Origin of the sequence: Methylomonas sp. 11b (genome assembly GCF_000515215.1) — a bacterium.
Lineage (GTDB): Bacteria > Pseudomonadota > Gammaproteobacteria > Methylococcales > Methylomonadaceae > Methylomonas.
Genome location: NZ_KI911557.1, coordinates 1,994,280 through 2,018,306, shown reverse-complemented (window position 1 = coordinate 2,018,306; position 24,027 = coordinate 1,994,280). Strand labels below are relative to the sequence as shown.

At 51.4% G+C, this 24,027-nt stretch carries 19 protein-coding genes; 1 reads left to right on the top strand and 18 read right to left on the bottom strand.

What is annotated here, in order from left to right:
• Window positions 1-49: 49 nt before the first annotated feature.
• A complete protein-coding gene (locus METH11B_RS0109715) occupies window positions 50-1,129 on the top strand; it encodes an acyltransferase family protein (RefSeq protein ID WP_081733783.1) in 1,080 nt (359 codons plus the stop codon).
• A gap of 590 nt (window positions 1,130-1,719) precedes the next feature.
• Here the strand turns inward: METH11B_RS0109715 and METH11B_RS0109710 are convergent.
• The 18 genes from METH11B_RS0109710 to METH11B_RS0109615 form a co-directional block, all read right to left on the bottom strand.
• Window positions 1,720-3,114, bottom strand: coding sequence for a sigma-54-dependent transcriptional regulator (locus tag METH11B_RS0109710; RefSeq protein ID WP_036277287.1), 1,395 nt, complete (start codon window positions 3,112-3,114; stop codon window positions 1,720-1,722).
• Between the two features lie 91 nt (window positions 3,115-3,205).
• A complete protein-coding gene (locus METH11B_RS0109705; RefSeq protein ID WP_026601878.1) occupies window positions 3,206-4,630 on the bottom strand; it encodes a sensor histidine kinase in 1,425 nt (474 codons plus the stop codon).
• Window positions 4,631-4,691: 61 nt separating this feature from the next.
• Entirely contained in the window at window positions 4,692-5,660 is a 969-nt protein-coding gene (locus tag METH11B_RS0109700) for a PIG-L deacetylase family protein (protein ID WP_020482915.1), read from the bottom strand.
• Between the two features lie 135 nt (window positions 5,661-5,795).
• A complete protein-coding gene (gene mprF / locus METH11B_RS0109695; protein WP_026601877.1) occupies window positions 5,796-8,378 on the bottom strand; it encodes a bifunctional lysylphosphatidylglycerol flippase/synthetase MprF in 2,583 nt (860 codons plus the stop codon).
• Between the two features lie 24 nt (window positions 8,379-8,402).
• On the bottom strand, window positions 8,403-9,755 hold the full coding sequence (locus METH11B_RS0109690) for a virulence factor family protein (RefSeq protein ID WP_036277285.1): 1,353 nt from the start codon (window positions 9,753-9,755) through the stop codon (window positions 8,403-8,405).
• A 37-nt stretch (window positions 9,756-9,792) separates the two neighbouring features.
• Entirely contained in the window at window positions 9,793-10,668 is an 876-nt protein-coding gene (locus METH11B_RS0109685) for an alpha/beta fold hydrolase (RefSeq protein ID WP_026601875.1), read from the bottom strand.
• A gap of 68 nt (window positions 10,669-10,736) precedes the next feature.
• Window positions 10,737-11,114 carry a hypothetical protein gene (locus METH11B_RS0109680; RefSeq protein ID WP_020482911.1) on the bottom strand — a complete coding sequence of 126 codons (378 nt, stop codon included), beginning with the start codon at window positions 11,112-11,114 and terminating at the stop codon, window positions 10,737-10,739.
• 39 nt (window positions 11,115-11,153) lie between these two features.
• Window positions 11,154-12,617, bottom strand: coding sequence for a carbohydrate porin (locus tag METH11B_RS0109675; RefSeq protein ID WP_231499608.1), 1,464 nt, complete (start codon window positions 12,615-12,617; stop codon window positions 11,154-11,156).
• 5 nt (window positions 12,618-12,622) lie between these two features.
• Entirely contained in the window at window positions 12,623-12,949 is a 327-nt protein-coding gene (locus tag METH11B_RS0109670; RefSeq protein ID WP_020482909.1) for a P-II family nitrogen regulator, read from the bottom strand.
• Between the two features lie 9 nt (window positions 12,950-12,958).
• Window positions 12,959-16,027, bottom strand: coding sequence for an efflux RND transporter permease subunit (locus METH11B_RS0109665; RefSeq protein ID WP_026601873.1), 3,069 nt, complete (start codon window positions 16,025-16,027; stop codon window positions 12,959-12,961).
• A gap of 21 nt (window positions 16,028-16,048) precedes the next feature.
• Window positions 16,049-17,224, bottom strand: a complete 1,176-nt coding sequence (locus METH11B_RS0109660; protein WP_026601872.1) for an efflux RND transporter periplasmic adaptor subunit — start codon at window positions 17,222-17,224, stop codon at window positions 16,049-16,051.
• A 16-nt stretch (window positions 17,225-17,240) separates the two neighbouring features.
• Window positions 17,241-18,596, bottom strand: coding sequence for a TolC family protein (locus METH11B_RS0109655; protein ID WP_026601871.1), 1,356 nt, complete (start codon window positions 18,594-18,596; stop codon window positions 17,241-17,243).
• Window positions 18,597-19,036: 440 nt separating this feature from the next.
• Window positions 19,037-19,738 carry a hypothetical protein gene (locus METH11B_RS0109645; protein ID WP_231499607.1) on the bottom strand — a complete coding sequence of 234 codons (702 nt, stop codon included), beginning with the start codon at window positions 19,736-19,738 and terminating at the stop codon, window positions 19,037-19,039.
• 138 nt (window positions 19,739-19,876) lie between these two features.
• Window positions 19,877-20,107: a hypothetical protein gene (locus METH11B_RS26620; RefSeq protein ID WP_026601869.1), complete on the bottom strand. Its 231-nt coding sequence runs from the start codon at window positions 20,105-20,107 to the stop codon at window positions 19,877-19,879.
• 172 nt (window positions 20,108-20,279) lie between these two features.
• Window positions 20,280-21,065 (bottom strand): carbonic anhydrase, encoded by a 786-nt coding sequence (locus METH11B_RS0109630; protein WP_197026944.1) that lies wholly within the window; start codon window positions 21,063-21,065, stop codon window positions 20,280-20,282.
• 61 nt (window positions 21,066-21,126) lie between these two features.
• On the bottom strand, window positions 21,127-21,690 hold the full coding sequence (locus METH11B_RS0109625; protein ID WP_026601867.1) for a hypothetical protein: 564 nt from the start codon (window positions 21,688-21,690) through the stop codon (window positions 21,127-21,129).
• Window positions 21,691-21,828: 138 nt separating this feature from the next.
• Window positions 21,829-22,557, bottom strand: a complete 729-nt coding sequence (locus METH11B_RS0109620) for a hypothetical protein (protein ID WP_026601866.1) — start codon at window positions 22,555-22,557, stop codon at window positions 21,829-21,831.
• A 98-nt stretch (window positions 22,558-22,655) separates the two neighbouring features.
• Window positions 22,656-24,020, bottom strand: coding sequence for a hypothetical protein (locus METH11B_RS0109615; protein ID WP_036275760.1), 1,365 nt, complete (start codon window positions 24,018-24,020; stop codon window positions 22,656-22,658).
• Window positions 24,021-24,027 lie beyond the last annotated feature (7 nt).

Here is a 24,027-nt window from a genome sequence, read left to right as displayed (position 1 = left end):
GGCTTGGCTAAAAAGACATGTTAACCTTTTGCAAGGTGCTTATTTAATAATGGATAATCGATATAGAAAAACTATTGTTTCTCACCACTCTCTGAGAGGGGTCGCTGCAGTATTGGTTGTGTTTTTTCATATTAGGGAAATATCTTACGATAAAGGCGCTGCTCTTGATTCAGTAACCAGTTTTTTTAGTATGGGGTATTTATGGGTAGACTTTTTTTTTATTTTAAGTGGTTATATTCTTTCTTATGTCTACGCTTCATTGTTTTTGCTTGATTACAAGAGTAATTTGATTAAATCTTTTTACGTTGCACGCTTCTCTAGAGTTTATCCTCTTCATTTTTTTACACTTATTTTATACCTTTTTTTAGAGTGGTCCTTTTACTCTAATCGGCCTGAAGTGGTTGGTATGCCGGGTGTAAGTTTTGAAAGCTTAGTTGCGAGTTTGCTTTTAATTCAGGGCTGGAGCTTATCTGATTTGACATTGGCACCCTTGAATAGTCCTGCCTGGAGTATTAGTACGGAGATGGCTTGTTATTTGCTGTTTCCTTTTATAATAAAATGGCTGCGGTTCAATATATTTTTTGTTGGCATGATAGTTGTTAGCTTATCTGTTGCGTTGTATTTAATATATTATGGTGAGAAAGACGGTTTTGTTGTTATTCGTTGCTTTGCAGGTTTTATGTTGGGTATTTTCATTTTTATAGTATATAAGGAAATTCCGGTTACTGACTATAGGGTAGCTACGAGCTTGCAGCTAATAGGTGGGAGTGGCGTATTGTTTGCGATGCATTTTAGCTTAAGTCACTCTTTGGTTATTGCTTCCTTTGGCTTGTTATTGTATTCAACAGCGAGTGATTGTGGCTTCCTAGCAAAACTGTTAAATACACGAATATTTGTGCTTCTTGGTACGCTGTCTTATTCGATTTACCTCAATCATTGGATTATTTATAAGGCATACTTGTTTTATGGCGTTTATGTTTTTGGAGCGCTGTCAAGTAACTATAGCCCTATGAATGTTTCAATACTAAAGTATTTTTCTTTGATGTTCGTAATATTCGTGCTCTCATTTATAACCTATCGGTATATTGAAATTCCAGCTCAAAAGTACCTTAAAAGGACGCTTCAATAAAGCCGAGTAGGGCGGGCGTGGTTTTTGTGCCCACCCGGGTTGAATGTTCGAGCGCCAGATGTCCGGCATGGGCCGTTTGGTTGTTCGGATTCGTTCCGCGCATACCCATCGGTGGCTATCCTTGCGGTCCTCCGAATGCGTCGAGCTTTTTCTCGACGATTCTCCAAAATAACTCGGGTGTTCTCGCTGAAAGCTCGGGTGACGGCGTAATTTTGTGCAGTCGCCGCGTTCTGAACAAAAGTGTCCGACAAATTTTTTCGAATGTTGCGATTCGTGAGCGCAGTATTCGGTATGGTCTGCCGGTTGCGCAAATTCATCGTCTATTTGAGTCATCCTGGTGCAAAACAGCCGGATTTTGGTTGCATCTGGTGCAAATCTCCCGGCGTGGTATCGGCTCTGAGCCGCATAAATCCAGAAAAATCAAGGAATAGGTTATTTGGCATCAACCTTGCAACACTTAGCTTGTGTTGTTACTCCTACCTGTTCTCATGTGTGGACGTGGCGCTCTGGTTGGTCGAAGTTCTTCGGGCGGTCAGGGCGCATTTTTTTGTCCGCGATAAAGCTATCCCCGCTTAATCAGCCCGCTTCGCTTAAAATTTACATTTCAAATGATACTTCTGCACTCGGTAGCGCAGTGTCTCCCTAGTAGTGCCCAGCATCCGCGCGGCGCCGGTGACGTTGTCGTCGTTGCGGTTCAAGGCTTCTTGGATAATGAATTTTTCCATTTCGTGTAGGCTGATGCTGCCGTCCAGCGGAATGAACACACCTTCCTGATTGACCTTGGCATTATGATGCGCGGCGTTGGTTTGTGGGGTTTGTAATTGCAACCATTCCACCGGCAAATTGTGATCGCTGGACAGCAAAACGCAGCGTTCCAACACATTGTGCAATTCACGGATATTGCCGGGCCAATCGTAACTTTTCAGCGCCTGCCAGGCTTGTTCCGAAATATGGCTGACCCCTTTGGCCGATTTGCGATTGCATTCGGCTATGAATTGCGGCACCAATTGATCCAGGTCCTGTTTGTGTTCGCGCAGGGCCGGCATGCGGATGTTGATCACGTTTAAACGATGGTACAAATCGCGGCGGAATAAGCCTTCGGCGACTTTTTCCACCAAGTCCAGATTGGTGGCGGCGATGATTTGTACATCGATATTAATCTCCGCTTCGCCGCCCACCCGGCGGATGCGTAAATCTTCCACGGCTTTTAACAGCTTGCTCTGTAAATCCAGATCCATTTCGCCGATTTCATCCAGAAACAGCGTGCCGGTGTGCGCTTGCTCGAACAGGCCGCGATGGCGTTTTTTCGCGCCGGTAAAAGCACCGGCTTCGTAACCGAATAACTCGGCTTCCAGCAGTTCGCGCGGTAGCGCGGCGCAGTTGATTTCCACCAGCGGCGCGGCAGCACGGCTGCCGGAATAGTGCAGAATGCGGGCGATCATGCCTTTGCCGGTGCCGGTTTCGCCGCTGACGATCAGACTGGAGAAGGGCACGTTGGCGATTTGTTTCAGCATGGCCCGTAATTGGGTCATGGCCGGGCTGGAGCCGATCAAACTGTCGATGCTGTATTGATGGTTCTGCGAGGCCGTTTGTTGTTCCAGGCGGCGTTGGGCGCGAGCGCTGCGGGCGGCGCCTTCCACCAAGAGATTTAAGCGGTCCAGTGCACAAGGCTTTTCGATAAAGTCGTATGCGCCCAGCCGCACGGCCCGCACCGAATCGGCGACGCTGCCGTAGCCAGTGAGAAATACCCATTCGCTGCTGCCGATTTCCGGTTTAAGTTTTTCCAGCAAGTCCAGGGCGTTGCCATCCGGCAGGTTCATGTCCGATAACACCACCAATGGGTCCAGCGCTTGTCCGCTCAGAAACTGTTCGGCTTGTTGCAAGGAGTGGGCAATGCTGACTTCCCAGCCACCCTTGCTAAAGTAGCGTGCCAATTCGGAGGCTAACAGGGCTTCATCTTCGATTATTAATAGGGTATTGGTCATCATGGTCGTGGCTGGTTTGCGAGTTACGGCATTGTATGCGACTTACCGGAGTTCGCCGGTCCATCGCTGATTTTTGCTCAGGGAAGTCAGTTCAAGTCAAAGGAATACTCAGGCTCACTCGGCCGTGGCCGGCGGCGTCGTTGTCGAGTTTAAGTTGGCCGCTCAGATCTTTGGCGAAACGTTGCACCATGACCAGCCCCAAGCCACTGCCATTTTCCTTCAGGCTGACGAAGGGGCGGATGCCTTGCCGTAAAAACGCCTCGCCAAAGCCGTCGCCGCTGTCGATCACTGTCACCGACAGGCGCTGAGCGTCTTGAGTAATATGCACCTGCACGCTGCCACTGCGGGTGCCGATTGCCTGCACGGCGTTTTGCAACAGATTTAATAGCGCTTGCCGGAATTCGATTTCCGGCAACATCAAGGAACTGTCGGCTTTTCCCTGCACAGTAAATTGGATATTATCGGTTGCCTGGTATTTGAATAGCGTGATCAAGTCGTTGACCACCGCATTCACATCGGTAGGCTGGGCAATTTTGTTGCGATGGCGCGCCGAACTGAGCAGGTCATTAAGGTGGTTGGTCAAGCGTTGCACTTCGCTATGCAATAGACCGATGCGTTGGCGCAGGTCCGGGTCGCTGGCTTCGCACAACAAGTTCTCTAAGGCTGCTTGAATAATCGCCAGCGGATTGCGCAATTCGTGGGCGGTGCTAGCAGCCATTTCGGTCAAGGCCGCCAAGCGCTCGGCTTTGGCCAGGCGCTGGCTTTGCTCCAATAATGCGTGACTGGTTTGTCGTACTTGTTGCTCCAGGCGATTGGTGTAATGTAAATGTTCCTGTTCCAGTTCTATTAAATGGTCGACCAAGTGATTGTAGCGGTCGAATAAGTCGCGCAAAATCGGATCTGCCGTCTCGCGTCTGATAGGCTGCTTAACACCTTCCGCCAGGCCGGATAATAAATCGCGCAGCGCATCCAGTGGTTCCAACACGTTATTTCGAAAAAAATAATGGCCGATCCAAAACAGCAGCAAAGGCAGAATAACGGCCAATTGCAGTTCCAGTTGACTGTCGTCCTCGACGCCGATCAGCATTTTCTCTTCTTCGTTAGTCTGCCGGTCCAGCACTTGCCGAATCATATTCACCGAATCGATTAATGCTTTCGCGTCGCCGTTGCTGGCGGCGGCAAATTTGGTTTGTAAGGTGTTTAGATCGACTGCGGACGCGAATTCAGAGCTTTTATTGTGCGTTTGTAATAAATCCAGCAGCCGGTCTTGAATGTCGTTGATCTGCTCGGCGGCTACGTCAGGATTACTGCGGTGCAACGCCAGTTGCGATTGCAGTTCCAACAATTCAAAAATCGTTTCCTCCAAATAGCGGCCTTTGCCAATATCGGTTTCTATGGTTTGTATCCGCTCGTGATTGCGCCAGGTCAGGCGGCCAATGGCCAGTAACTCGCCTATCACCAGGATGCTCATCACAATCGTGACGAAAATGACCGGACGTAGCAGAAGTTTTAACATGTTCGAGATCTCTCGTTGTTGACGGCCAAGCCAAGTACCGCGTTGTGGGGTGCATATCCGGTCAAATTTTACGCCGACTCAAGGGATGATTATCAAATGTCTTGCGCACCTGCCGCCAATGCGCCAGAACCTGTTCGATACGGTTGCCGTCCTCGGGCTTGAGCAGGGTGAAACACTCGCTGCTGCGCACAAAGGCCGACAGAAAATCGCCCATGATGCGTTGTTGGGTTTTGTACTCGGCCAGCGCAGCCCGCTTCAAGTTGATTTGCACGGACGACAGATTGACGCAAGCCCGGCTATGGCCGCGCAGCGGCAAATCAGCGGGCAATAATAGCGGCTGGTCGCTCCAGTCCTGCGGCATGCCCCAGTTGGAACCGGTCGGCCAGCCGTGCTGCCAGTGAATCAAATAGGCGAGTAATTTCGGTTGCGCGCGGTGAACGGGATTTTGTAGCAGCCATTTATGTACTGCAAGCAAGGTAAACATGCCCAGTCCGGCGTGGTCGGAGTCGTTTTCCATCACATCGGGAAAAGCGATGATCGTGGGTTTGGTGTCCTGCAGAATGGCGACTAGTTCGTTCAGCAAATCCTGACCGTCTTGGGCAAAGCCGCGATCTTTGGCGTCCCGGTAAGGCACGTGGTCAAAGCCGGTGAATTCGGAGCGCATCGGATTATTACGCCGCCAATGCGACACCAGTGCTGAATAAATGCTGCCGTCCGAGAACCCCAATAAATCCAGATGCACAAAGCCCTTGCCTAAAACCTCGGCGGCGCGCCGCGATTCTTCCAGACGTTTTTCGCCAAAGTCCAGATAGTCTGCCGCCGATGGGTTACGTTTGCCGCTGTCCTGCATCACCGCGCCGACATAAGCATCGCCAGACGTCACTACCGTCGAACGCACGCTGCCGCCCTGTTGTAATACCTGCTGGATCAGGCCGGCAGAACTCAGTGTTTCGTCGTCGGGGTGTGGAGCCAGTACCAACAGGCGCTCACCTTTACCGATTTCCATAGTCTGTTGCGCAACTGCAGACATAGGCGTTGCCAGCAATAGCAGGCAAATACATAGGTAGCGTCTGTGACAAGATGAATGCATTGAGACTCCTTGATGTTTCTGGTTTCTGGGGTGTCAGGCCGGTTGTGACTACGGGCAAGGACATTTGTTATATGACTACTTGCTAAAAATACCTTGCCAACCGCGGGAGATCAGGCGGGTGATGATCATTAAAATAAACGGTAGCGAAATACCGGTCGGCGCCGCCAAGTAGCGCGGTTGCCAGGTTGGGGCAAATTTAGCCTTGTATTCGTAAAGCCCTTCAAAATTGTAAAAGTGATCGCCCAAGTCGAAAATGGTGGTGCCGATCTTATGCCACAACGGTGCCAAAGGACGGCGTTCCAGCCCGGCTAGTGGTGCCATCCCCAGCGAGAACCATTGGTAATTTTCCGCCTTGCCCCACATCATCAGCTCGGCGAACAGAAAATCCATGATGCCTTTCGGACTTTCCGGATCGTAACGCATCAGGTCGATGGATAGCTCTTGTCGATTGTGGGTTTGCCAGAGATTGGCAAACGCTTGGATCTGACCGGATGGGTCTTTGATCACCGCGACATTGGTAAGTCGAATGTAGGATTCAGCGAAAAAGCCTAGCGAAAAACCTTTCTCGCGGGTGTTTTTGTGCGTCAACCAGGCAGCGGAAATATGTTTCAGAATTGGCAGGGCGGCTGTGACTTCATCACCCGTGAGAATTTCGAAGCGATAGTCCATTTTGCCAAATTTATTGCGGGCGCTACGCTGAGAATCGCGTTGTTTGCCTTGCAAGTTGAAAGTAGTCAGGTCCACCCGGGCTTCCTCGCCTAATTTGAACAAGGACATGCCTAAATCCAAATAGTAAGGCAATAAGCTTGGACCCACTTGATAGAACACGGCTTTCGCACCGTGTAGATTGGCCTGTTCGTGGAATTCCCACAGCAGATCTTCAATGGCGGACGGTTCGCCGATGGGGTCACCCATTGCGATCCAGAACTGGCCGGTGGTTTGATACATAATGAACGCGTTGCGTGGCGGGTTCCACAGCAGATACTTGTCCGCCAGTAACGCCAAAAAGCCGTGGGTATCATCGCAGTGAGTCAGTAGATTCCTTACTTCATCGATTTCCTCGGCCGTCGGTTTTTCCAAATCCTCCGGCGGAGCCACGCTGAGTAAACGCGACAGCCCATAAGACACGCTCACCACGGAGATCAATAACAAGGCCCGCAGAAATCGAGGTGCGTCGTCTTCGTAGGAAAACTGCCACCATAATTCATTGGCGTATTCGACATCACGATGAGCGAAAAATCCTAGCCAAGTTGAGCCTGCCAGGACCATTATCACGGTGGCTATCCAGGAGGCCGAAAACGACATGCGCAACAGCGACGAGCTACGTTGGAAGTGATTGCGTGTTGGCAATAACAACAGCATGATCATTGCCAAGACCAGTGCTTCCGGCCAATCGAATCCTTTCAGCAAGGAGGCGATAATGCCCATTCCCAACAGCATCAGGCTGCCGAACCACGCGGCATCAATCCGCAACCAAATGCCTCGCGCCAAAAACAGCAGCAGTAAACCGATTAAACTACCGGCCAGATGCGAAAACTCCACAATAGGCAATGAAATTGCATCGCGTAACCAATCCATGACTTCTGAGTTGGCGGGGATGGAGCCGGAAACGATCAGGAGGCCGCCGGCTACCAATAGCAGGAGTGAGTAAAGAGGTGGCAAGATCGCACTAAGAATCTTGCTGATCAAATCACTGCTTTCAGCTAGAAGGCTACTTCGGCTGTATAGTTCGTAGCCCAGCAAACCTACACCCGCCAGTAGCAGGGGGACGAAGTAGTAAATGACCCGATACAACAATAAGGCGCTGATCAAAATCAGATGCTGATCCGTTGCTTCAACGTCCGCCATCAGCCACAGAAATGCGCTTTCAAACACACCTATACCGCCCGGAACCTGGCTAATGACGCCCATCACCTGGGCCACCACGAACACCACCAGGAAGGCGCCGAAATCAATGTCCACCTGGTTTAGCAACAGCACCCACAACACGAGCGACGACAACACCACGTCGATACTGGCGACCAGGGTTTGCCAAAATGCCATTCGGGGTGAGGGCAGATGTAATTCGAAACCTTTAATCAATAAGGGCTTACGCCATAGAAAAACCCCACCCCAATAGGCTAGCAAACTAATCGCGCAAATCAGACTGACCCAATGAATGGCCGATGGTTCTTGAATAGTGCTGGATAAATAGTGAGGCAATATCAAGCTGCCCACCAGGCCCAAGGTCAGCGCGCCCAGCAGATAGGTCACTGTCTGAAACAAGGAAATCTTTAAAATGTCCCAGCCGTGCACGCCCCACCCGGAGTAAAACCGATAGCGGATCGAGCCGCCAGAGGCCCAGGCATGGCCGGTGTTATTGCTAATCGCGTAACTTAATAAAGCCGCCGGGATCATCTTTCCTAGCGGAATTAGGCTATGCCCGGTGAAACGTAATGCCAGCCAGTCATAACCGGCCAATACCAGATAGTTAATCACGGTCAGTAGCAAAGCGGCACCGATGATAAGCATCGGTGTGGTTTTCAGTGTGGTTAGAATGTCGCTTAGATCGTGCATGGCTAACTGCCGATGAACGATGTAAAGCGCGCAGGCAAATAAGGCCACCGGCAGCCAATGGCTGATCCACTGTAAGAAGTGACTTAGGCTTTTGCGAGTCATGGGCTGTTATAAGTTGGGATGAAATCAGTGGATACCATGCTGTTGGTAAACGTCCAGAATTTGCCGGGTCAGCTTTGGGTAATCTTGGTCGAAATGGTGGCCACCAGGCAGTTCCAGAATGCGGGCATCGCTATTGGCCAAGGCCGTACAGGCGGTCTCGGATTTTTCGTCTTTGCCATAAATACACAAAATTTTCTGTTTCGGCAGCTTTATCAGTTCCGGTGCCAAAGCGTGTTCCCCGTCGCTTTGCCCGAGCCAGCCGGTCACGTGGATTTCAAAATCGGCGTGGTCAGCCAATGCCAACAATACCAGCAGCGATACGCTGTTTTGATCGGGCGCGGACAGGCGATTGTATATTGGCGGCAAAACGTCGGCGCCAAACGAATATCCAGCCAGAACAAAAGACTTTACGCCCCAGTTTTTTCGATAGTACGCCATGGTGGTGGCCAGATCGGCGGCGGCCTGTTCCGGCGTTTTATGCTCCCAGAAATAGCGTAAGACATCGACACCGACTACCGGATAATTTTGCGCCGCCATCTCGCCGGCGACGGTTCTATCCAGGTCGCGCCAGCCGCCGTCACCGGAATAGAACAGCGTCACCGTATCGCTGGCTTTGGCGGCAGGCACTTCCACCACCGGCATTGGTGGAGACGCCTGACTGCTCTGACCAATCGCTGATTTGACTGCCTCGATCAATAAGTTGTCCAACGGTGTGTCGTAAGCGGCAATTCGGGTATCGACATCGCCTAATGTCCGGATAAACACTGCGGTTTCGTCAGATGGTTGATCGGTCCACACTGATCGCCAGTTGCCTTTGGGGGCTGGCGCGGAAATCAGCAAGCCTTGCTGATTCTTCTGCGAGCTGCTTAATGGTGGGCATAAGTCTAAATCAGCCGGTAACATCACCGAAAAACCGATAGAAAGATTGATGGTTTCATTCCCAATAGGGTCTTGAGCATTCAGAAACGGTAACAATGCCGCTTCGGCAACCCCCGCAACTATTAGTCGGTTAATCGCTGGGCGAGGCAGCTGTTTTATCAAACCATTAATGGAAGTGGCGATAAAGTGGCTATCCAGGCATTCCTTATTTTCAATATGAAATCGTTTAAAGATCGTGGCGGTATCAATGACGGCCGCAGTTACGCCGGTTGCCGCCAGTCGCTGTGCCAAGGCTCTTGGGGGATACTTTTGGCTATCGACAAACACTATTCCCATACCGTGAGAGTTCCAAAGGGGTTCGGCGACATTGATATCCCCGAAACCTTCGGTAGTGAGCTGTTTTTCTACAAGCAGCGGACTTTTTTGAACACTTAGCCAGACACCTGCCGGCATGAGACCTAAAGTCAGAAACACCAAGAGTACTCTTTTGATTTTCATAGTCTGACCCATTAAAAAGCGCTTAAGGCATAGTGCATCATTGGTTTAAGTCCAAGAATGATGCAATTAACTGGTTAACCTGGCGTGCGTGAGTAACCGGTGCCGCATGGCCCGCGCCCAAGACAATTTCTATTTTTGCTCTTGCCAACATTTGCGCCAATTCGCCAGAGTGTGGGAGATCGATAATGTCGTTTTCGCCGGCGATGACTAAGGTCGGCGCGGTAATTTCCTGCAAATCTGTATGCTTGAGTTGCGGTGCCACACGCCACAGGGCTTTAATCTCCGCTTCCAGAGCCGGGTGGTTTTCTCCCGCGCCAGACCACCAGCCTCGTAGCCAATCGAGTAACTTATGTTGCGGTGGGCTTATTGCATCAACTTGAGAGTTGTCGGATGCCTGGATTACACCAGAGGGGTGGAAATTGGCGCTTATCGCGATGATTTTTCCCACGCGTTGCGGGGACTCCAGACCCAATATCAGCGCAATAATGCCGCCATCGCTCCAGCCAACAATATTGGTACGTTGAATACCGAGTCGGTCCAACACCAACAAGGTGTCTTCCGCAAAAACCTGATATGTCAGCGCAGAATGGCCGGGTGTCGACTCGCCGTGGCCACGCGTATCGATCAGTATTACACGTCGGCCCGATTCTACCAGCCAGGGTATCTGCGAAAACCAGCTGAGTTTATTGCTCAAGCCGCCATGCAGTAACAGGATGGGCTCGCCCTGACCGTAAGCGACATAACGAATTTGGGCGCCCTGATTTTCAATGTCGCCACTGACCGTTTGGGTGCTGGTAGTCGCTTTCCAGATTAGGTAATTTAGAAAATTTCCCGACATCGGGCTTAACCAAATCCAAACGGAGAAAAAAAAGACCAGTAAAAATACTCCGCTCATCTGCAATATGCGCTTCATTAAAATTGTTGCCTCACATTTGAGGTAGCCGGATCTCTTGGTTTGTCGCGTCTTTGAGCTAATCAGGCTTATATAATCTTGCAACTGATTAATGCATCCTCATTAAACTCGTAAATGGCGCACAAACGGTGGTAGCCATCGGCAATGATCACTTTGCCATTTTGTGAATCTCGGACCAGTAGTAAAGGGGAAAGACTTTTCTGTTTCCGGATCTTCTTTATATCCTTCTCTACGTGCGAATTGCTGACGCCCAATAATGACAGCTGTGAAGCCCTGAAGAGGTCCTTGGCCTTGAATTGCACCACGGCAGCGCCTCTTAATCGGGCTATCATCTCGGCTACCTTGTCGTCGCTGTAAAGAATGCTGAGATAAGAGCCGGCTGCCGGGTAATCATGTTCTTCGACATCGGGCAACCAATGAATCTCTGTTGTGTTTGTTTTAGGCATGACTAATTCTCCGGGGCGGACTGTGTTGAGCGGGCTAGACTAAAACTCAAAATGCGCCCTGACACCATACACATCGACAGGTCCGCGATCCGCGTTGTAAGCGGGGTTGGCGATGTGCTGGTAATCAAGCGTCATCCAGGCGGACTGCAGCAAGCGCAGTTTGTAATAAATATCCACTACTTGTTCGGGCCGGTAACGCAGATTGCCGTCGCCGATAAAACCGTCCACCCCGCCCAGGCGTAAATACTCGGCATGGCCCGCGGAAATCCAGCTCGTGGCATAGGCGATCCCCAGTGCGTCGTAATGTCGGCCCCAACTCTCGCCGCCGATTAACGTGCCAAACGATAGCGAGCGATCCGCCGAGGTATAGGAATACACTTCGGTTTTGCCGTCGCTGACCATGCCGCGTAAAAACACGCCGACACCATCAACCAACTGTTGCTCCATGTTGATGCCTATGCCCATTTTGACGTTGGCTCTTCGCACCCAGCACAGATCGGGGGCGCTGCTATTAGCCGAGTCGTAGTTAAAGCTGGTGCAATTCGCGGCGTTTTGCGCCGGATTGGCTTGGTAGGCGGCGATGGCATGGTCCCAGCGCCCCATGCGTTCGCGGTTACGATAGGCCAATAGCCTGATCGCACCCGGTTGCTTAAAAAGTTCATGGCGATGCTCAAGCTCCGCTTGATCGCCGTAGTATTTGAACAGCCGAAAATCCAGCGGTAAGTCGTTTGGATTTTGCGGGGTGGCGAAGCGGCCCAGGCGAAAGGTCCAGTCGTCAAAATAATATTCTGCCGCCAAGCCTACACTGTAACCTCGGGCATCGGCGGCAAAATCGTATGCGGCATTGGTTAGAAAGGCCATGTTTAGAAACTGCTGGCGCAAATCGGCGGCATAGCTGTTTTTATCGAAAATATCCAGGACACTGAGGTTGCCGCCGGCAATGACCAAGCGCTGGCTATTAAAACTGCCGGCCAATTGCATGGGCCCGGAGCTCACCGAATGGCTGTCGCCACCCAGATTGAAAGTCTGTTTTAAATAGAAACGCGATTTATACCAAGTCGCGCTGACCGAACCGGATTTTTGCAATTCAAAGTTTTGGATGCTGCCGCCGAGACCTTTTAAGTCGGACAAGGGCAGTTCGGAAATCATCTCCGGCGCTAGATAAATTTCACCGCCTTGCCAGGCTTTCAAGCCGAAATACGCCGTGACTGTGCCGGTGAAACTGCGCTCGGCATTCGGCAACAACGAATGCGGCGTACCATTTAGGTTGGTGTATTGAGCCGGGAAGGCCGGTTTCCAGCTGGAAATATAAGTGGCTTGGCCATAAGCATTCCAGCGCTCGTCGACCGTATCGTGCAGAGCGTGGTCGGCCAGCAATTGCATAAACGAAAAGTTAGCGTCTTCCCCATCAGATGGGTGTTCCGTGGCTTCAGCGTTGGCAAAACTAAGTGTTAGCGCCAACAGCGCGCCGTAGGAACATGTCGGGAGAGATAGATGGCACATAGGGTTCAGCCTAAATCCTTGTCCCGCTCGCCGCTGCTGACGCGGCCGCCTTCCAGCGCGTCCAGGATGTACACCTTGCCGTCGCCATGATGCCCGCTGTGGGCGCTACGCATGATGGTCTCGAAAATAATCTCCACTAAGTCGTCCGGCGCGAAAATCTCCAGGCGCTTTTTCACGAGAAACGGCTTGTAGTCTTGACTGTGCTCCGTCCGCTCGCGGCCGAAGCCTTCGCAATCCACGATCGACATCCCAGGAAAGCCCGGTATCTCCATCAAGGCCATCGTGATCTGGCTGAGCTTGTGCGGCTGCACATAAGCGCGAATTTCTTTCATAGTAGTCCCCTAAAGCTCGTCAGGTTCGGCAAAGTAACGATATAGCGCGGGTAGCAGGGTCAAGGTCAAAAGGGTGGCAGTGATCAATCCACCGATAATGACGATGGCAAACGGCTTGGCGGTCTCCGAGCCGACGCTGGTCGATAACGCGGCGGGCAGTAAACCCAGCATCGCCATTAAGGCAGTCATCACCACCGGCCGCAAGCGGCTCACCGAGCCATTGACAATCGCGTCATGCAATTTTTGGCCGTCTCGGCGCAGCTTGTTCAATTGTGATACCAGAATCACCCCATTTTGGACGGCAATCCCAAATAGGGCAATGAAGCCAACCGCCGCCGACACGCTCAGGTTGATACCGGTTGCTAATAAAATCAGCAAGCCTCCGATCATGGCGAACGGCACGTTCATCACGATCAGCAAGGCATTTTTGATCGACATGAACGCCCAGAACAGCAACACGAAAATGAGTCCGAGACTGATCGGTACGATCACAGACAAGCGTTTCATCGCCCGCTGCTGATTCTCGAATTGGCCGCTCCAGACGATGTTATAGCCGGGCGGTAAATCAACTTGCGCTGCCACTTTTTGTTGAGCTTCGGCGACGAAGCTGCCCTGGTCGCGGTCGATCAGATTACATTTGATGGCAATCCGCCGCATATTGTCTTCGCGACTGATACGGGAAGCGCCTTGATTGATTTTGATGGTGGCCAGCTCCGAAATGGGGATGCGCTGGCCGCTTGGGGTTTGCACCGTCAAGCTTTCCAGATTGGCCACCGAATTGCGGGCGCTATCCTGGTAACGCAAAGTGATGTCGAAGCGGCGTTCGCCTTCCAGAAATTGCGATGCCGCTTTGCCGCCCATGCCGATTTCCATCACCCGCTCCACGTCGGCGACATTGATGCCGTAGCGCGACACCTTGGCCCGGTCGATATCGACGATGACTTGCGCCAAGCCAGCTTGCTGTTCGGCGGCGACGTCGGTGGCGCCTTGAATGCCGGCCAGGATATGGGTGACTTGATCGGCTCGGTCTTGCAAGGTTTGCAAATCGCTGCCGAAGATTTTGATGGCGATTTCACCTTTTACGCCGGAAATGGCTTCTTCGACATTGTCCTGAATTGCCTGGGAAAAGTTGGTGAGGATGCCCGGAAAAATCGCCAGCGCTTTATCCATGGCCTGTACCAAATCGTCTTTTCGCTTATAGCGCCAGGTATCCTTAGGTTTCAGATCGATCAACACCTCCAAGTTATTAAAACCTTTGGGGTCGGTGCCGTCTTCCGGACGTCCCAATTGGGTGATGATGGTTTTGGCTTCCGAAAAGGTTTCCAGGGTTTCGCGCACCTGTCTTTCCAATTGTTTGGCCGTGGTTAGAGACACCGGCGTCGGCAGGGTGATGGTGAGCCAGATATTGCCTTCGTCAAGTTTGGGCATAAACTCGGTGCCTATCAGTTTCACCGACATAAAGCTCAACACCAAGGCGGTGATGGCGGAGATAAATACTGCCCGCGCATGGCGCAATACCCATTCCAGCAACTGACGGTAACGAGTTTCCATCGCGTGCACCAGCGGATTGTGTTGCTCAGCCAGTTTCGGACCCAACAGATAGGTCAGCATCGCCGGTACGAAGGTCAGACTGAACAGCATGGACGCTACCAAGGCAAAGCTCAGGGTATAAGCCATCGGCGAAAAGATTTTGGCTTCGACGCGCTGGAAGGTAAAAATCGGCAAAAAGGCGATGATGATAATGGCTTTGGAAAATAGGATGGGGCGGCCCATTTCGGTGGCCGTGGTGAGTAGCGATTGCCGCAAATGCCGGATGTCGGCATTACGTTGCAAATCCAGCGTCACTTGCACCATCACGGCTTCCACCAGCACCACCGCGCCGTCGACGATGATGCCGAAGTCGATGGCGCCTAGCGAAATCAGGTTGGCGGAGATGCCGCCGAGATCCACCAGGATGAACGCGAACAGCAAAGATAAGGGAATAATCAAGGTCACCAGCAGCGCCGCGACAAAGCGCCGTAAAAACACCAGCAAGATGATCAGGATCAAGACCGCGCCTTCGATCATGTTATGTTCGACGGTATGGATGGTATGTCCGACCAGCTCGGTTCTATCGTAAAACGGCGTGATTTTCACGCCGGGCGGCAAGCCGAAGTCGTTGAGTTCCTGGACTTTCTGTTTCACGCCATTCAGCACATTCACCGCATCACGACCCTTAATTAAGAGCACGATGCCTTCAACCACATCATCGCGCTGATTCATGCCGACCATGCCATTGCGTGGTTGCGGCCCGACGCTGATATCCGCCACATCTTTGATGCGCACCGGTACGCCGTCGTTGGTAGCGACGACAATTTCGCCGATTTCCTCCGCAGACTTCAACAAGCCGGTACCCCGCACCACCAAGGCTTCATCGCCGTGTTCTATGTAGCCGCCGCCGGTATTGGTGTTATTGGCGGCGATGGCTGCGAACACTTGGTTGAGATCGACGCGATAATTTTTTAAGCGGTCGGGTTTAGCGGCGACTTTGTATTCTTTCACCCCACCGCCGAAACCGACGACATCGGCAACCCCCTGTACCGAGCGCAGCCGGGGTTCGATGATCCAATCCTGCAAGGCGCGCTGCTCCACTAACGGTAGATTTTTCGCATCGATCACGTAACGCAAAATCTCGCCGACGCCCGTCGATAACGGCCCCAATTGTGGTTTGGTATCGTCGGGAAGGTCGGCATATTGCAGACGTTCCAGCACTTGTTGCCGGGAGAAATAATCCTCGGCTGTGTCATCGAAGGTCAGCGTTACCACCGATAAGCCGAAAATGGATACCGAACGCATATTCAATAGATGCGGCAGGCCGTTCATTTCCCGCTCGATGGGCAGGGAGATTTGCTTTTCCACTTCTTCCGGTGCCTGGCCGGGAAATTGGGTGACTACCTGTACAAAAACGTTTTGTACATCGGGGAAGGCCTGCACCGGTAGATTTTCAAAGGCGATGATGCCGGATACGGCGATGGACAGTGTGGCACCGATGACCATCAGCCGTTGTTGTAAACAAAACGCGATAAGACGCTCGATCATGTCAGTGTCCTGGGTAAGGCGCTAGGGCTGGTGGGTGCTTTCGGTTTCGACTTCTTCTTCGGCGCGCAACATCAACGCCCCTGCGGTCACCAGCATTTCGTTGGCGTCCAGTCCTTGGGTGACCACCGCCTGGTCTTTCAAACGCAAACCTATATCGACGCGGCGTTGTCGGTAACGATTGTCGTCTAACGCAATAAACACATAATCGGCGTCGCCTTCGGTAAACACGGCGGTTAGTGGAATCACGAAAGCCAAATCATCGGCTGCGCTTTCTACCGTGATGGTGGCGTACATACCCGGCATCAGCCGACCCTCCGGATTATCGAGTTTGCAGCGCACTTGCACTGTGCGCGTGGTTTCATCGAGTACTTGGCCGATGTATTCCACTGTCGCTGGAAATATTTCGCCGGGGTAGGCGGGTACGGTTACGGCTACCTTCTGGCCCAATTTGATTTTGCCGATATTGATTTCAAATACCTCCATTAACACCGTAAGATGTTGCAGATCGGTGACTACGTACAAGGGCTTGTCAAAATCCGACCTGACTTCCAAGCCCGGATTGACATTGCGTTCCACCACCACCCCGGCGAGCGGCGCGCGCAGTGCAAAGCGGCCATCGGCTTGCCGGGCCGACAAGTGCAGATTTTTTAGGCGGTCTGACGCGCGTTGCAGGTCGCTGCGGGCGCTGCTTAAGTCGCTTTGCGCTTGTTCCAATTCTTTGCGGGAAATCGCTTTGCCGGCGAATAACTCTTGCTGGCGCGTCAAGCTGTGCTCGGCCAAGGTGGCAGCGGCTTGGGCCTTGGCAAAGTCGGCTTCGGCGTCGGCAACATCGGGGCTGTCCAGTTCCAACAAGGTTGATCCGGCTTGAACCGCTGTGCCCAGTGCGATGGGCTTGCTAATCACTCGCCCGGCCACTGGCGAACTAATGCGCGAGGTCAAACTCTCGTCGTATACGATTTTACCGGCCAGGGGTTCCAGTAAAGGATGTTGAGCCAGGCTTAGTTTGGCGGTTTTGACGTAGGCTTTTTTCGGTGAGTCCGGTGCCAGGACGACTTCACCGACCGGAATGGCCGGCTTTGGCGGTTTAGGCGCATGGTCGGCGCCATCGGAACAAGCCGTCAGTATGCCGACGGCCAGCAATACGCAATAAACCGGTGGTATTTTGATGAGCGATTGCATGGGGTTTTTGATGTCCATTATGCGTTCAAACCTGCTATTGAATTTGCATTTGAGTGCGTTCGGAGGCCTGGTCGCTGGCGGCGCTGTCATTTCCCAGGTCCTCGCCCACGGCTTTGGCCAAATCGTAATATGCATTGGCGCGGTTGATCAGGGCCTGGCTGTAATCGCGCATCACATTTTTGTAGCTGCGTTGTGCTTCGATAAAGTCCAGCACGCTGGTGGCTCCCTTGCTGTAGGCGAGTTCAGCGCTGTTGCGCACCGCCCGCGCATCGTCCAGCAAGCCGCTTTGAAAACGTTGTACGATTTTGTCCGCGCTTTGCCAGGTCGCTAAGGCAGTGGTGATCTCGTTACGAATGCGCAACTCGGTTTGTTCCACCGCCAGTTGGTTCTGGTTTAAAGACACCGCCGCTTTGTCAGATTGGCCTTGATATTGATCGAACAGCGGTACCGGCACGCTCACGCCGACAAAAAACGAATTCAGCGCATTGTTGCTGGGATCACGCGCATAGCCGGCATTGACCGTTACATCCGGGTATTTCAGGCGTCGGGCCAATTCCAGTTCTTTTTCGGCTTGGGCGGCTCTTTGTTTATCGGCCAGTAAATCCGGGCGTTGCTTTAAAGCAGTCTGCATTAAGGCATCAATCGAGCCGTTTTGCCCAAGGTCTTTGACCTCAGGCCATTGCTCTTTGGCCTCAAATGCCAGGCCGTCTTTCGGCCAGCGTAAGATCACCGCCAAACCGGCTCGCGCCTGTTCCACCGCGGTTTGCGCTGTATCCAGATCGGATTGGGCGCGCATGGCTTCCATTTTTACCCGCAGAAAATCGGATTCGGCGATATCGCCGCTGTTCATTCTGAGTTGATTGGCCTTGGTGATGGTTTGGTAATGATCGACAATTTCCTGTGCCAACCAGCGATTCTTTTGCGCTAACAGCAAGTCGTAATAGGCGTCTCTGACCATATTGGAAAAGATGCGCACCGCATCCCGAAAATCGCTTTCCGCCGCCTGGGTGGCAAAACCGCTGCTTTCGATGCGCAGGCCGCGCTTTCCCGCCACCTCGATTAACTGACTGAAGGAGAAATATTCGGCCGGACCGCACGAAACGCTGGGATCGTGATTGCAGCCGCTGGCGTTCGAGCCCATGTTGGGCCGGTTGCTGATTTCCGAAATTTGTACCCCCAAGGTCGGATTGGGTATCGCTGCGGCAATCACCGCATCGGCGCGGGATTGGTCGATATTGTATTGGGCGGCGATCAGATCGAGATTGCGTTGGTAAAACAGAACCAGGGCTTCGTCTATCGATAAAGGTATGCTCTGAGCGTTACTCTGCATCGCCGTCAAACAGCCTAGCAAGCCTAATGCCGCTTTTTGGATTAAACGCTGGTATTTCATGGTTAGTCACCGTGGTCGAACCATTGAACGTGGTTGGTAACCAATGTCAGCAATTAGTTTGCCAAGGTGTCTGCATACCAAGTAAACGTCGGAAATTTGGCTGATTTCAACCTTGTTTCTAGTTAGGGATGGTCAAGCCAGTGGTTATTTACAACAAATACGGTTTATTTAAACCAGTGGTTTTCGGGGATTGGCCGGAAAAACCCAGCCGTTGAGGCAAGCATTCCGGGTGGCGGGAGCAAGTCGTGTTGAACGTTTGCTGGATTTTATGGCGGAACCGTTGCAGTGTCGCCAGGCGCACTCGGCAGCGGGCATTTGGGGTAGGCTAAGCGGATTAAGCGCTCGCCGGGTAGTCGGAATTTTTAGCTTTAAAAAATGCCGCCAATCCTTGGCAGCGAATCGAGAGATAATTAACTCTTGCCGTAAATTCGAATTCCGATTTAAGGTAAGGTGCAAATGCCGTTTCCGCCGTCTCTAACGTAGTAGTCGGTGGACAGTGTGCCATTGGCGGCCGAAATTACGTTTAAACCCGCACCCAGAAAGATAGGCACTGATCTTCGGGTGGTTCCGTTCAATTGGGTTAAAGGCGTGCCGTTGATTGATACATTCAGCAAATAGCTACCGTTATCGAACAGGTTGACAAAAAACTGAGTATTGCCGGTGGCGGGATTCAAGGCGCAGCCAGGGGTCGTAAGAGTATAGGATTTACCGCTGGCGGCGTATTCTAGGGTGCTGTCGGCGCTGAACGTGTTACCTGACGTATCCGGTAAATTGCAGAAGCCCGGTTGTACGGTAAAAGTGTAAGTGTCGGCTGTTCTGGCGGACAGCGCGACCACTACAGTGTTATTGCCGTCGTAAAGCCAGACGTTGGCGGAGGATTGCGCGGCACTAACCTTAGCTATAGCTCCTCCATTGAGAGTGATCGTGGCCTTATCTTTCGGTTTTGGGTTGAATAAGCCGGTTTGCACGGTTGCGGCCTGCAAACCGGTTGCTGGGTTTACGGCGCACTGAACCATGGATGATGCAAAGGTTTTTCCGCTTGGGCCGATTTGGACGTTTGTTGCCGCTTCAACCGATGGTAATGAAGACAACACCGAGATAATAGCCAATAGATTTATTGACAAGCTTTTTATCGTTTTCATATTCCATACGCCTATAGATTAATTAGAGAGGTCTAATTTATCGGTCGGTCATGAACTCAATGTTAATTCCACATTAAAATCACGTTAAATCTCTCTTTCAAAAGGGGCCAATGTTCGCGGATTGGTAGTCAAAATAGATCAAACAATTTCAAAGGAAAAAATGACGGCAATGACTGTCATCGACACCAGCCCAATTATAAAAAGCACTTCCGCCCAGCGTTCCAAGCCTATTGTTGACCGCTCCAGTCGAATCGATAAAAACGATAGTAGTGCGCTGATGGTGAATAGCAAACTGTCTATCGCCAGCGCCTTGTCGATAACATAGCCAACCATATCTGAAGGCTGACCTTTCACGATGCTGATGACCATAATACAAACACCTACCATCGTGGCCGAATTCGGCAAAATGTGTAGGGATAGGTCGTTGTTGTTAGTTCTCATGGGGTATTTATACGGTATTAAAGCCGTGTGCGTGGTTTTTGCAGCAATGAATATGGCTAGATCACGCACTACGATCTGTTGGAGTTGGGGCATGCCAGTTTTAATGAACGTCCAATACCCGACCGTTTAGTTTTTGTTCGGCGCGAGCATTGTCGTGATAGAACTTGCTGCTGAAATCTCTTATCTGTTGTTCCGATACTTCCAAGATGTCCTGGAGGACAAACCATTGCACGCCTTCGCTGCAGGGCGGGGTGGTTAACGAGCCGGCATAGGTATAGAAATGTTGAGTATGTTCCGGCAGTAAGCGCGCGGGGCGGATCATCAGCGGCGGATTGGCAGTATTCCCGATCTGCTTGGGCGATTGTTCAAGAATTTCCTGGAATGCCGGGTTGTGTGCGCCGGCTTTGACCAGTACGCCCAGCACTGCCATCCTGCCGTCGGCAGTACCGTTGACAAAATGAATCTCCAGAGGGTAGGTCATACCATTCAGCAAGTGCTCGCTGGGTGCATGAAAATGAAATTGCAGCAAATCGTATTCGTTATTGCCGAAGTTTAACTTGCCTTTGCTGGTGTTGGCTCTGATGGTATGACCGTTGTTGGTCAGGCTAAGGGGTATTTCCGCATAATCGGGCCGCAGTTCGTCGATTTTTTCGATTTTCAGGGTGTTGGCTGCTTCTATATTCACCGGCGATTGCTTTTGGCCGATGCCGCATTCCGCGTAAGGATAGGGTGGTTTGTACAGTTGGTCTTTTAATTCGCCCCAACTTTCTTGTTCTTCGTATGTCCAGTGTGGGTCGGCATGGCCGTCAGCTGCGCATGCTTCCAGGGGTTTTAATACCTGACTGAGAACGGTCAAACAGGCGAGCAATTTGAAGTGGTGGTTCATGGTGCGATTAGAAACCATCGATTGTCAGATGAATAAAGGCCGGTGGAGCATCAAAAGCTTCTTAGCAAGTGTATCGGGGGTCTTTGCATTTTTCTAATAAACTCCGGCTCTTTCTGAATAATACATGACAGGAGATACAGGTATTGGTGATGGTATCCAATGTTGCCGGAATCGCTTGCAGTTGATAGTTGTCAGCATGCTCTCGCATTTGCGCCGCGCTCATGCGCAATTTATCGGCCAATGCGAGAAAAGTGGTTTGTTCGTCCGGCTTTAAGTTTAGCGTGGGCAGCGTTTCCACAATGGATGTTTTGCTAGCAGCCAGCTCGTTGGCGATTCTGGCGATTTCCGCGGTTTTTAACTCGCGTTGTTCTTTAAGGTTAATTTCGCCACTGAGTTGACTGTAGACCAGTTCGTTGATTTGCTGCATCACGCGTTGCAGGCGATTGTTTTGGATGGCATGCATGGCGGGTTCGCCGGTTTCCGGCGGTTCGGGGAGCTTGTCACTTTTTGCCAATGCCGGGCGGGTGTCTGATGATTGTTGCGCCGCAGCAGGGTCTAGTCTAGGCTCAGTGGAACAGGCTATGGCATTAAAAAATATGATGAAAACAATAATGAAGCGGTTCATGTCGGCTCCGTGTTTGGCGTTTTGATTATAGCAATTGCCTGAGGAGGATCAGGAAAAGGCATCTGCTTGTTCGAATTTAACCGCTTCGGTTTGTCGGTAATAAAATATGTATGCGCGTCTGTTGCTCAGATTCGCAGGCTAATTTTTTCGATAAAACCACATTTGTTGGATACTCAATAATATCTGTACGCCCATCGACAAGCCCATCAGCGCGCCGCTTAGCACGACGACGTAAGCAAACTGGGCAATGTTTTTCGTGACAAACCAAGACAGCACATCCAACAACATCGCCACGAACGGTATCACGACCGCCACCCGTTTAACGTATATATTCATATCGCAAAGCAAAAATATTTTGCCGATAAAAAATAGGATAAAGGCGATGCCGAAAAGATGGATGTGCGAGACTCGGACTAAAGCGGGTAGTGTCGCTCCGCCGGCATGCGCGACGCCTGCGACGCCAGCATAATTGCTTAAGTCCGGTAACGACGGATTGATGCTGGGCGTATGGCAATGCACACAGTCCCGATTCAGAATGGGGACAATGTCTTGTTCATAAGCGGGTTTTTCGGCGCCATCGTGTATCCATTTCAGAATGACGTCCTTGTCGTTTTTGTATTTCAGATTCGGCTCCATAATGCCGGAAATTGCCGAACCCAAACGCGTTTGGTTGCTGGAACCGTGGTACATGATGACGATGTCTTCTATCGAGAGGCCCGGTTTGCCGTCTCGGCCTTGATGGGTATAGTACATATTGATCAAAGCCATGATGTAGGCTAGACCTATGGTCAACAAAAATACGGTATTAAGAATGCGTTCACTGGTGGAAATATCCGCAAAACGTCGGTAACGGTTGGGTGATTGCATAGTATTCGGGTATTGAGTCGAGGAAAAAAGACCGGCACCGAAGTGCCGGTCAGGCAGGAGCCGACTATGCCTGTGAGGCTCATAGTCAAGGTAGATCGTTAAAACGCTAGCCAGGTGTTGAAATATAGCGTGTTGTTATCGCTGGCGTTGCGGCCGGTATTGTCGTAATTTTTATCGGCGCCGTTCAGTCGCGTATAGGCGATATATTGGGCGGCGAACTTCAAATTCAAGTAGGAATCATCCGTCGCGGCTTTTTTACCAAACGGTACGTAATCCAATTCAAATGTGAAATATTCGGAATTAGGTTTGTTGGTTGGCGACGCACTGTAAACGACGCTATCCCGATTACCGTAGATATGATTAAAACCGGCGGTTATGCCATAGGTCTGGTCATAGGTGTAGGTACCGTTCAACCCAAAAAAGCCTAACTGCTGATTGATGCGCTCAGAACCGTCGCCACCATTGTACGTCGCGAATAATTGTTGTTGTTCGCGCGTATAGTTGGCTTTGACTTCGTATATGTGCAGCGGGTTGGCAAGGTATTGATAATTGAAATCAACGCCGAGATCGGTGTAACGGTCGGTGACCGGCGCATTGGGATCGGGTTGAATATCGGTGCGGAAACCAAAATGGCCCAGCGAGACATAATGTCCTTTCGCTTCGTGTTGTAGACCGATTCGCCAATAAGGAGCTCCACCGTTAATTTTAACCGTGCCGTCGGGACTCCATTGCCCCATGCCTTTTTGTACATATTTGGCAAAGCTACTGTAAGCGCCGGCCTCCAAGAAGAACGTGTTGTTAATCATGGTATATAGCGTTGCGCCGCCCACTTGGCCGGCCACCCCGTCAATAATCGGGCCGGCATAGCTAGGGCCAAACGGCGATGACGCGTACGGGAAGCCCCAGGCGGGTGTGCTATTCCAAAGGTCTTGAACGGTTGGGCCGTTATTGAATGAAACGCCGTAAACGAAATTTTGATCCAGCCAATCCACGTCGTTAGCTATGCGAATATCTGTGTTGTCCAGCGCAAAGCGGCTGGCCACGCCGTCGTAGGTGAATTGAACGAAAGCCCCCATTTTGCCGAATACTTTACCGCCATAGAATAACGAGGCTTGATCAAAGGCGACGTTGTTATTGCTGTTGAACCCGCGATTGGCTAGCACGTGATCATTCGGGATGTCGTCGTTATTTTTCTTGGTATTGCTGATTGAGGCCATAGCCATGCCGCCAAATCGGCTCAAAGCCGATTCGTTACCGCCCCAGGTATAACCGTTCAGTTTGAACGATCGGCCATACGCGTTCAGATTGGGACCAAACGCTTGGGTGTGGCAGGATGTGCATGGCATGCCGGTTTGCCGGGCGAAACTTGGTAAGGCCTGTGCCGTTTGGGAAGCGAACAGGTTTGTGAGTAGTACTAGTGCCGTGGCCCATAGGCTAGGCGAAATTGTGTTGTTAATTTTCATATGCCCC

Bases quoted from the DNA above. Each gene is read 5' to 3' on its own strand.
- METH11B_RS0109715 (WP_081733783.1), top strand. From the start codon at position 50: ATGGATAATCGATATAGAAAAACTATTGTTTCTCACCACTCTCTGAGA.
- METH11B_RS0109710 (WP_036277287.1), bottom strand. From the start codon at position 3,114: ATGACCAATACCCTATTAATAATCGAAGATGAAGCCCTGTTAGCCTCC.
- METH11B_RS0109705 (WP_026601878.1), bottom strand. From the start codon at position 4,630: ATGTTAAAACTTCTGCTACGTCCGGTCATTTTCGTCACGATTGTGATG.
- METH11B_RS0109700 (WP_020482915.1), bottom strand. From the start codon at position 5,660: ATGTCTGCAGTTGCGCAACAGACTATGGAAATCGGTAAAGGTGAGCGC.
- mprF (WP_026601877.1), bottom strand. From the start codon at position 8,378: ATGACTCGCAAAAGCCTAAGTCACTTCTTACAGTGGATCAGCCATTGG.
- METH11B_RS0109690 (WP_036277285.1), bottom strand. From the start codon at position 9,755: ATGAAAATCAAAAGAGTACTCTTGGTGTTTCTGACTTTAGGTCTCATG.
- METH11B_RS0109685 (WP_026601875.1), bottom strand. From the start codon at position 10,668: ATGAAGCGCATATTGCAGATGAGCGGAGTATTTTTACTGGTCTTTTTT.
- METH11B_RS0109680 (WP_020482911.1), bottom strand. From the start codon at position 11,114: ATGCCTAAAACAAACACAACAGAGATTCATTGGTTGCCCGATGTCGAA.
- METH11B_RS0109675 (WP_231499608.1), bottom strand. From the start codon at position 12,617: ATGTGCCATCTATCTCTCCCGACATGTTCCTACGGCGCGCTGTTGGCG.
- METH11B_RS0109670 (WP_020482909.1), bottom strand. From the start codon at position 12,949: ATGAAAGAAATTCGCGCTTATGTGCAGCCGCACAAGCTCAGCCAGATC.
- METH11B_RS0109665 (WP_026601873.1), bottom strand. From the start codon at position 16,027: ATGATCGAGCGTCTTATCGCGTTTTGTTTACAACAACGGCTGATGGTC.
- METH11B_RS0109660 (WP_026601872.1), bottom strand. From the start codon at position 17,224: ATGGACATCAAAAACCCCATGCAATCGCTCATCAAAATACCACCGGTT.
- METH11B_RS0109655 (WP_026601871.1), bottom strand. From the start codon at position 18,596: ATGAAATACCAGCGTTTAATCCAAAAAGCGGCATTAGGCTTGCTAGGC.
- METH11B_RS0109645 (WP_231499607.1), bottom strand. From the start codon at position 19,738: ATGAAAACGATAAAAAGCTTGTCAATAAATCTATTGGCTATTATCTCG.
- METH11B_RS26620 (WP_026601869.1), bottom strand. From the start codon at position 20,107: ATGGTCATCAGCATCGTGAAAGGTCAGCCTTCAGATATGGTTGGCTAT.
- METH11B_RS0109630 (WP_197026944.1), bottom strand. From the start codon at position 21,065: ATGAACCACCACTTCAAATTGCTCGCCTGTTTGACCGTTCTCAGTCAG.
- METH11B_RS0109625 (WP_026601867.1), bottom strand. From the start codon at position 21,690: ATGAACCGCTTCATTATTGTTTTCATCATATTTTTTAATGCCATAGCC.
- METH11B_RS0109620 (WP_026601866.1), bottom strand. From the start codon at position 22,557: ATGCAATCACCCAACCGTTACCGACGTTTTGCGGATATTTCCACCAGT.
- METH11B_RS0109615 (WP_036275760.1), bottom strand. From the start codon at position 24,020: ATGAAAATTAACAACACAATTTCGCCTAGCCTATGGGCCACGGCACTA.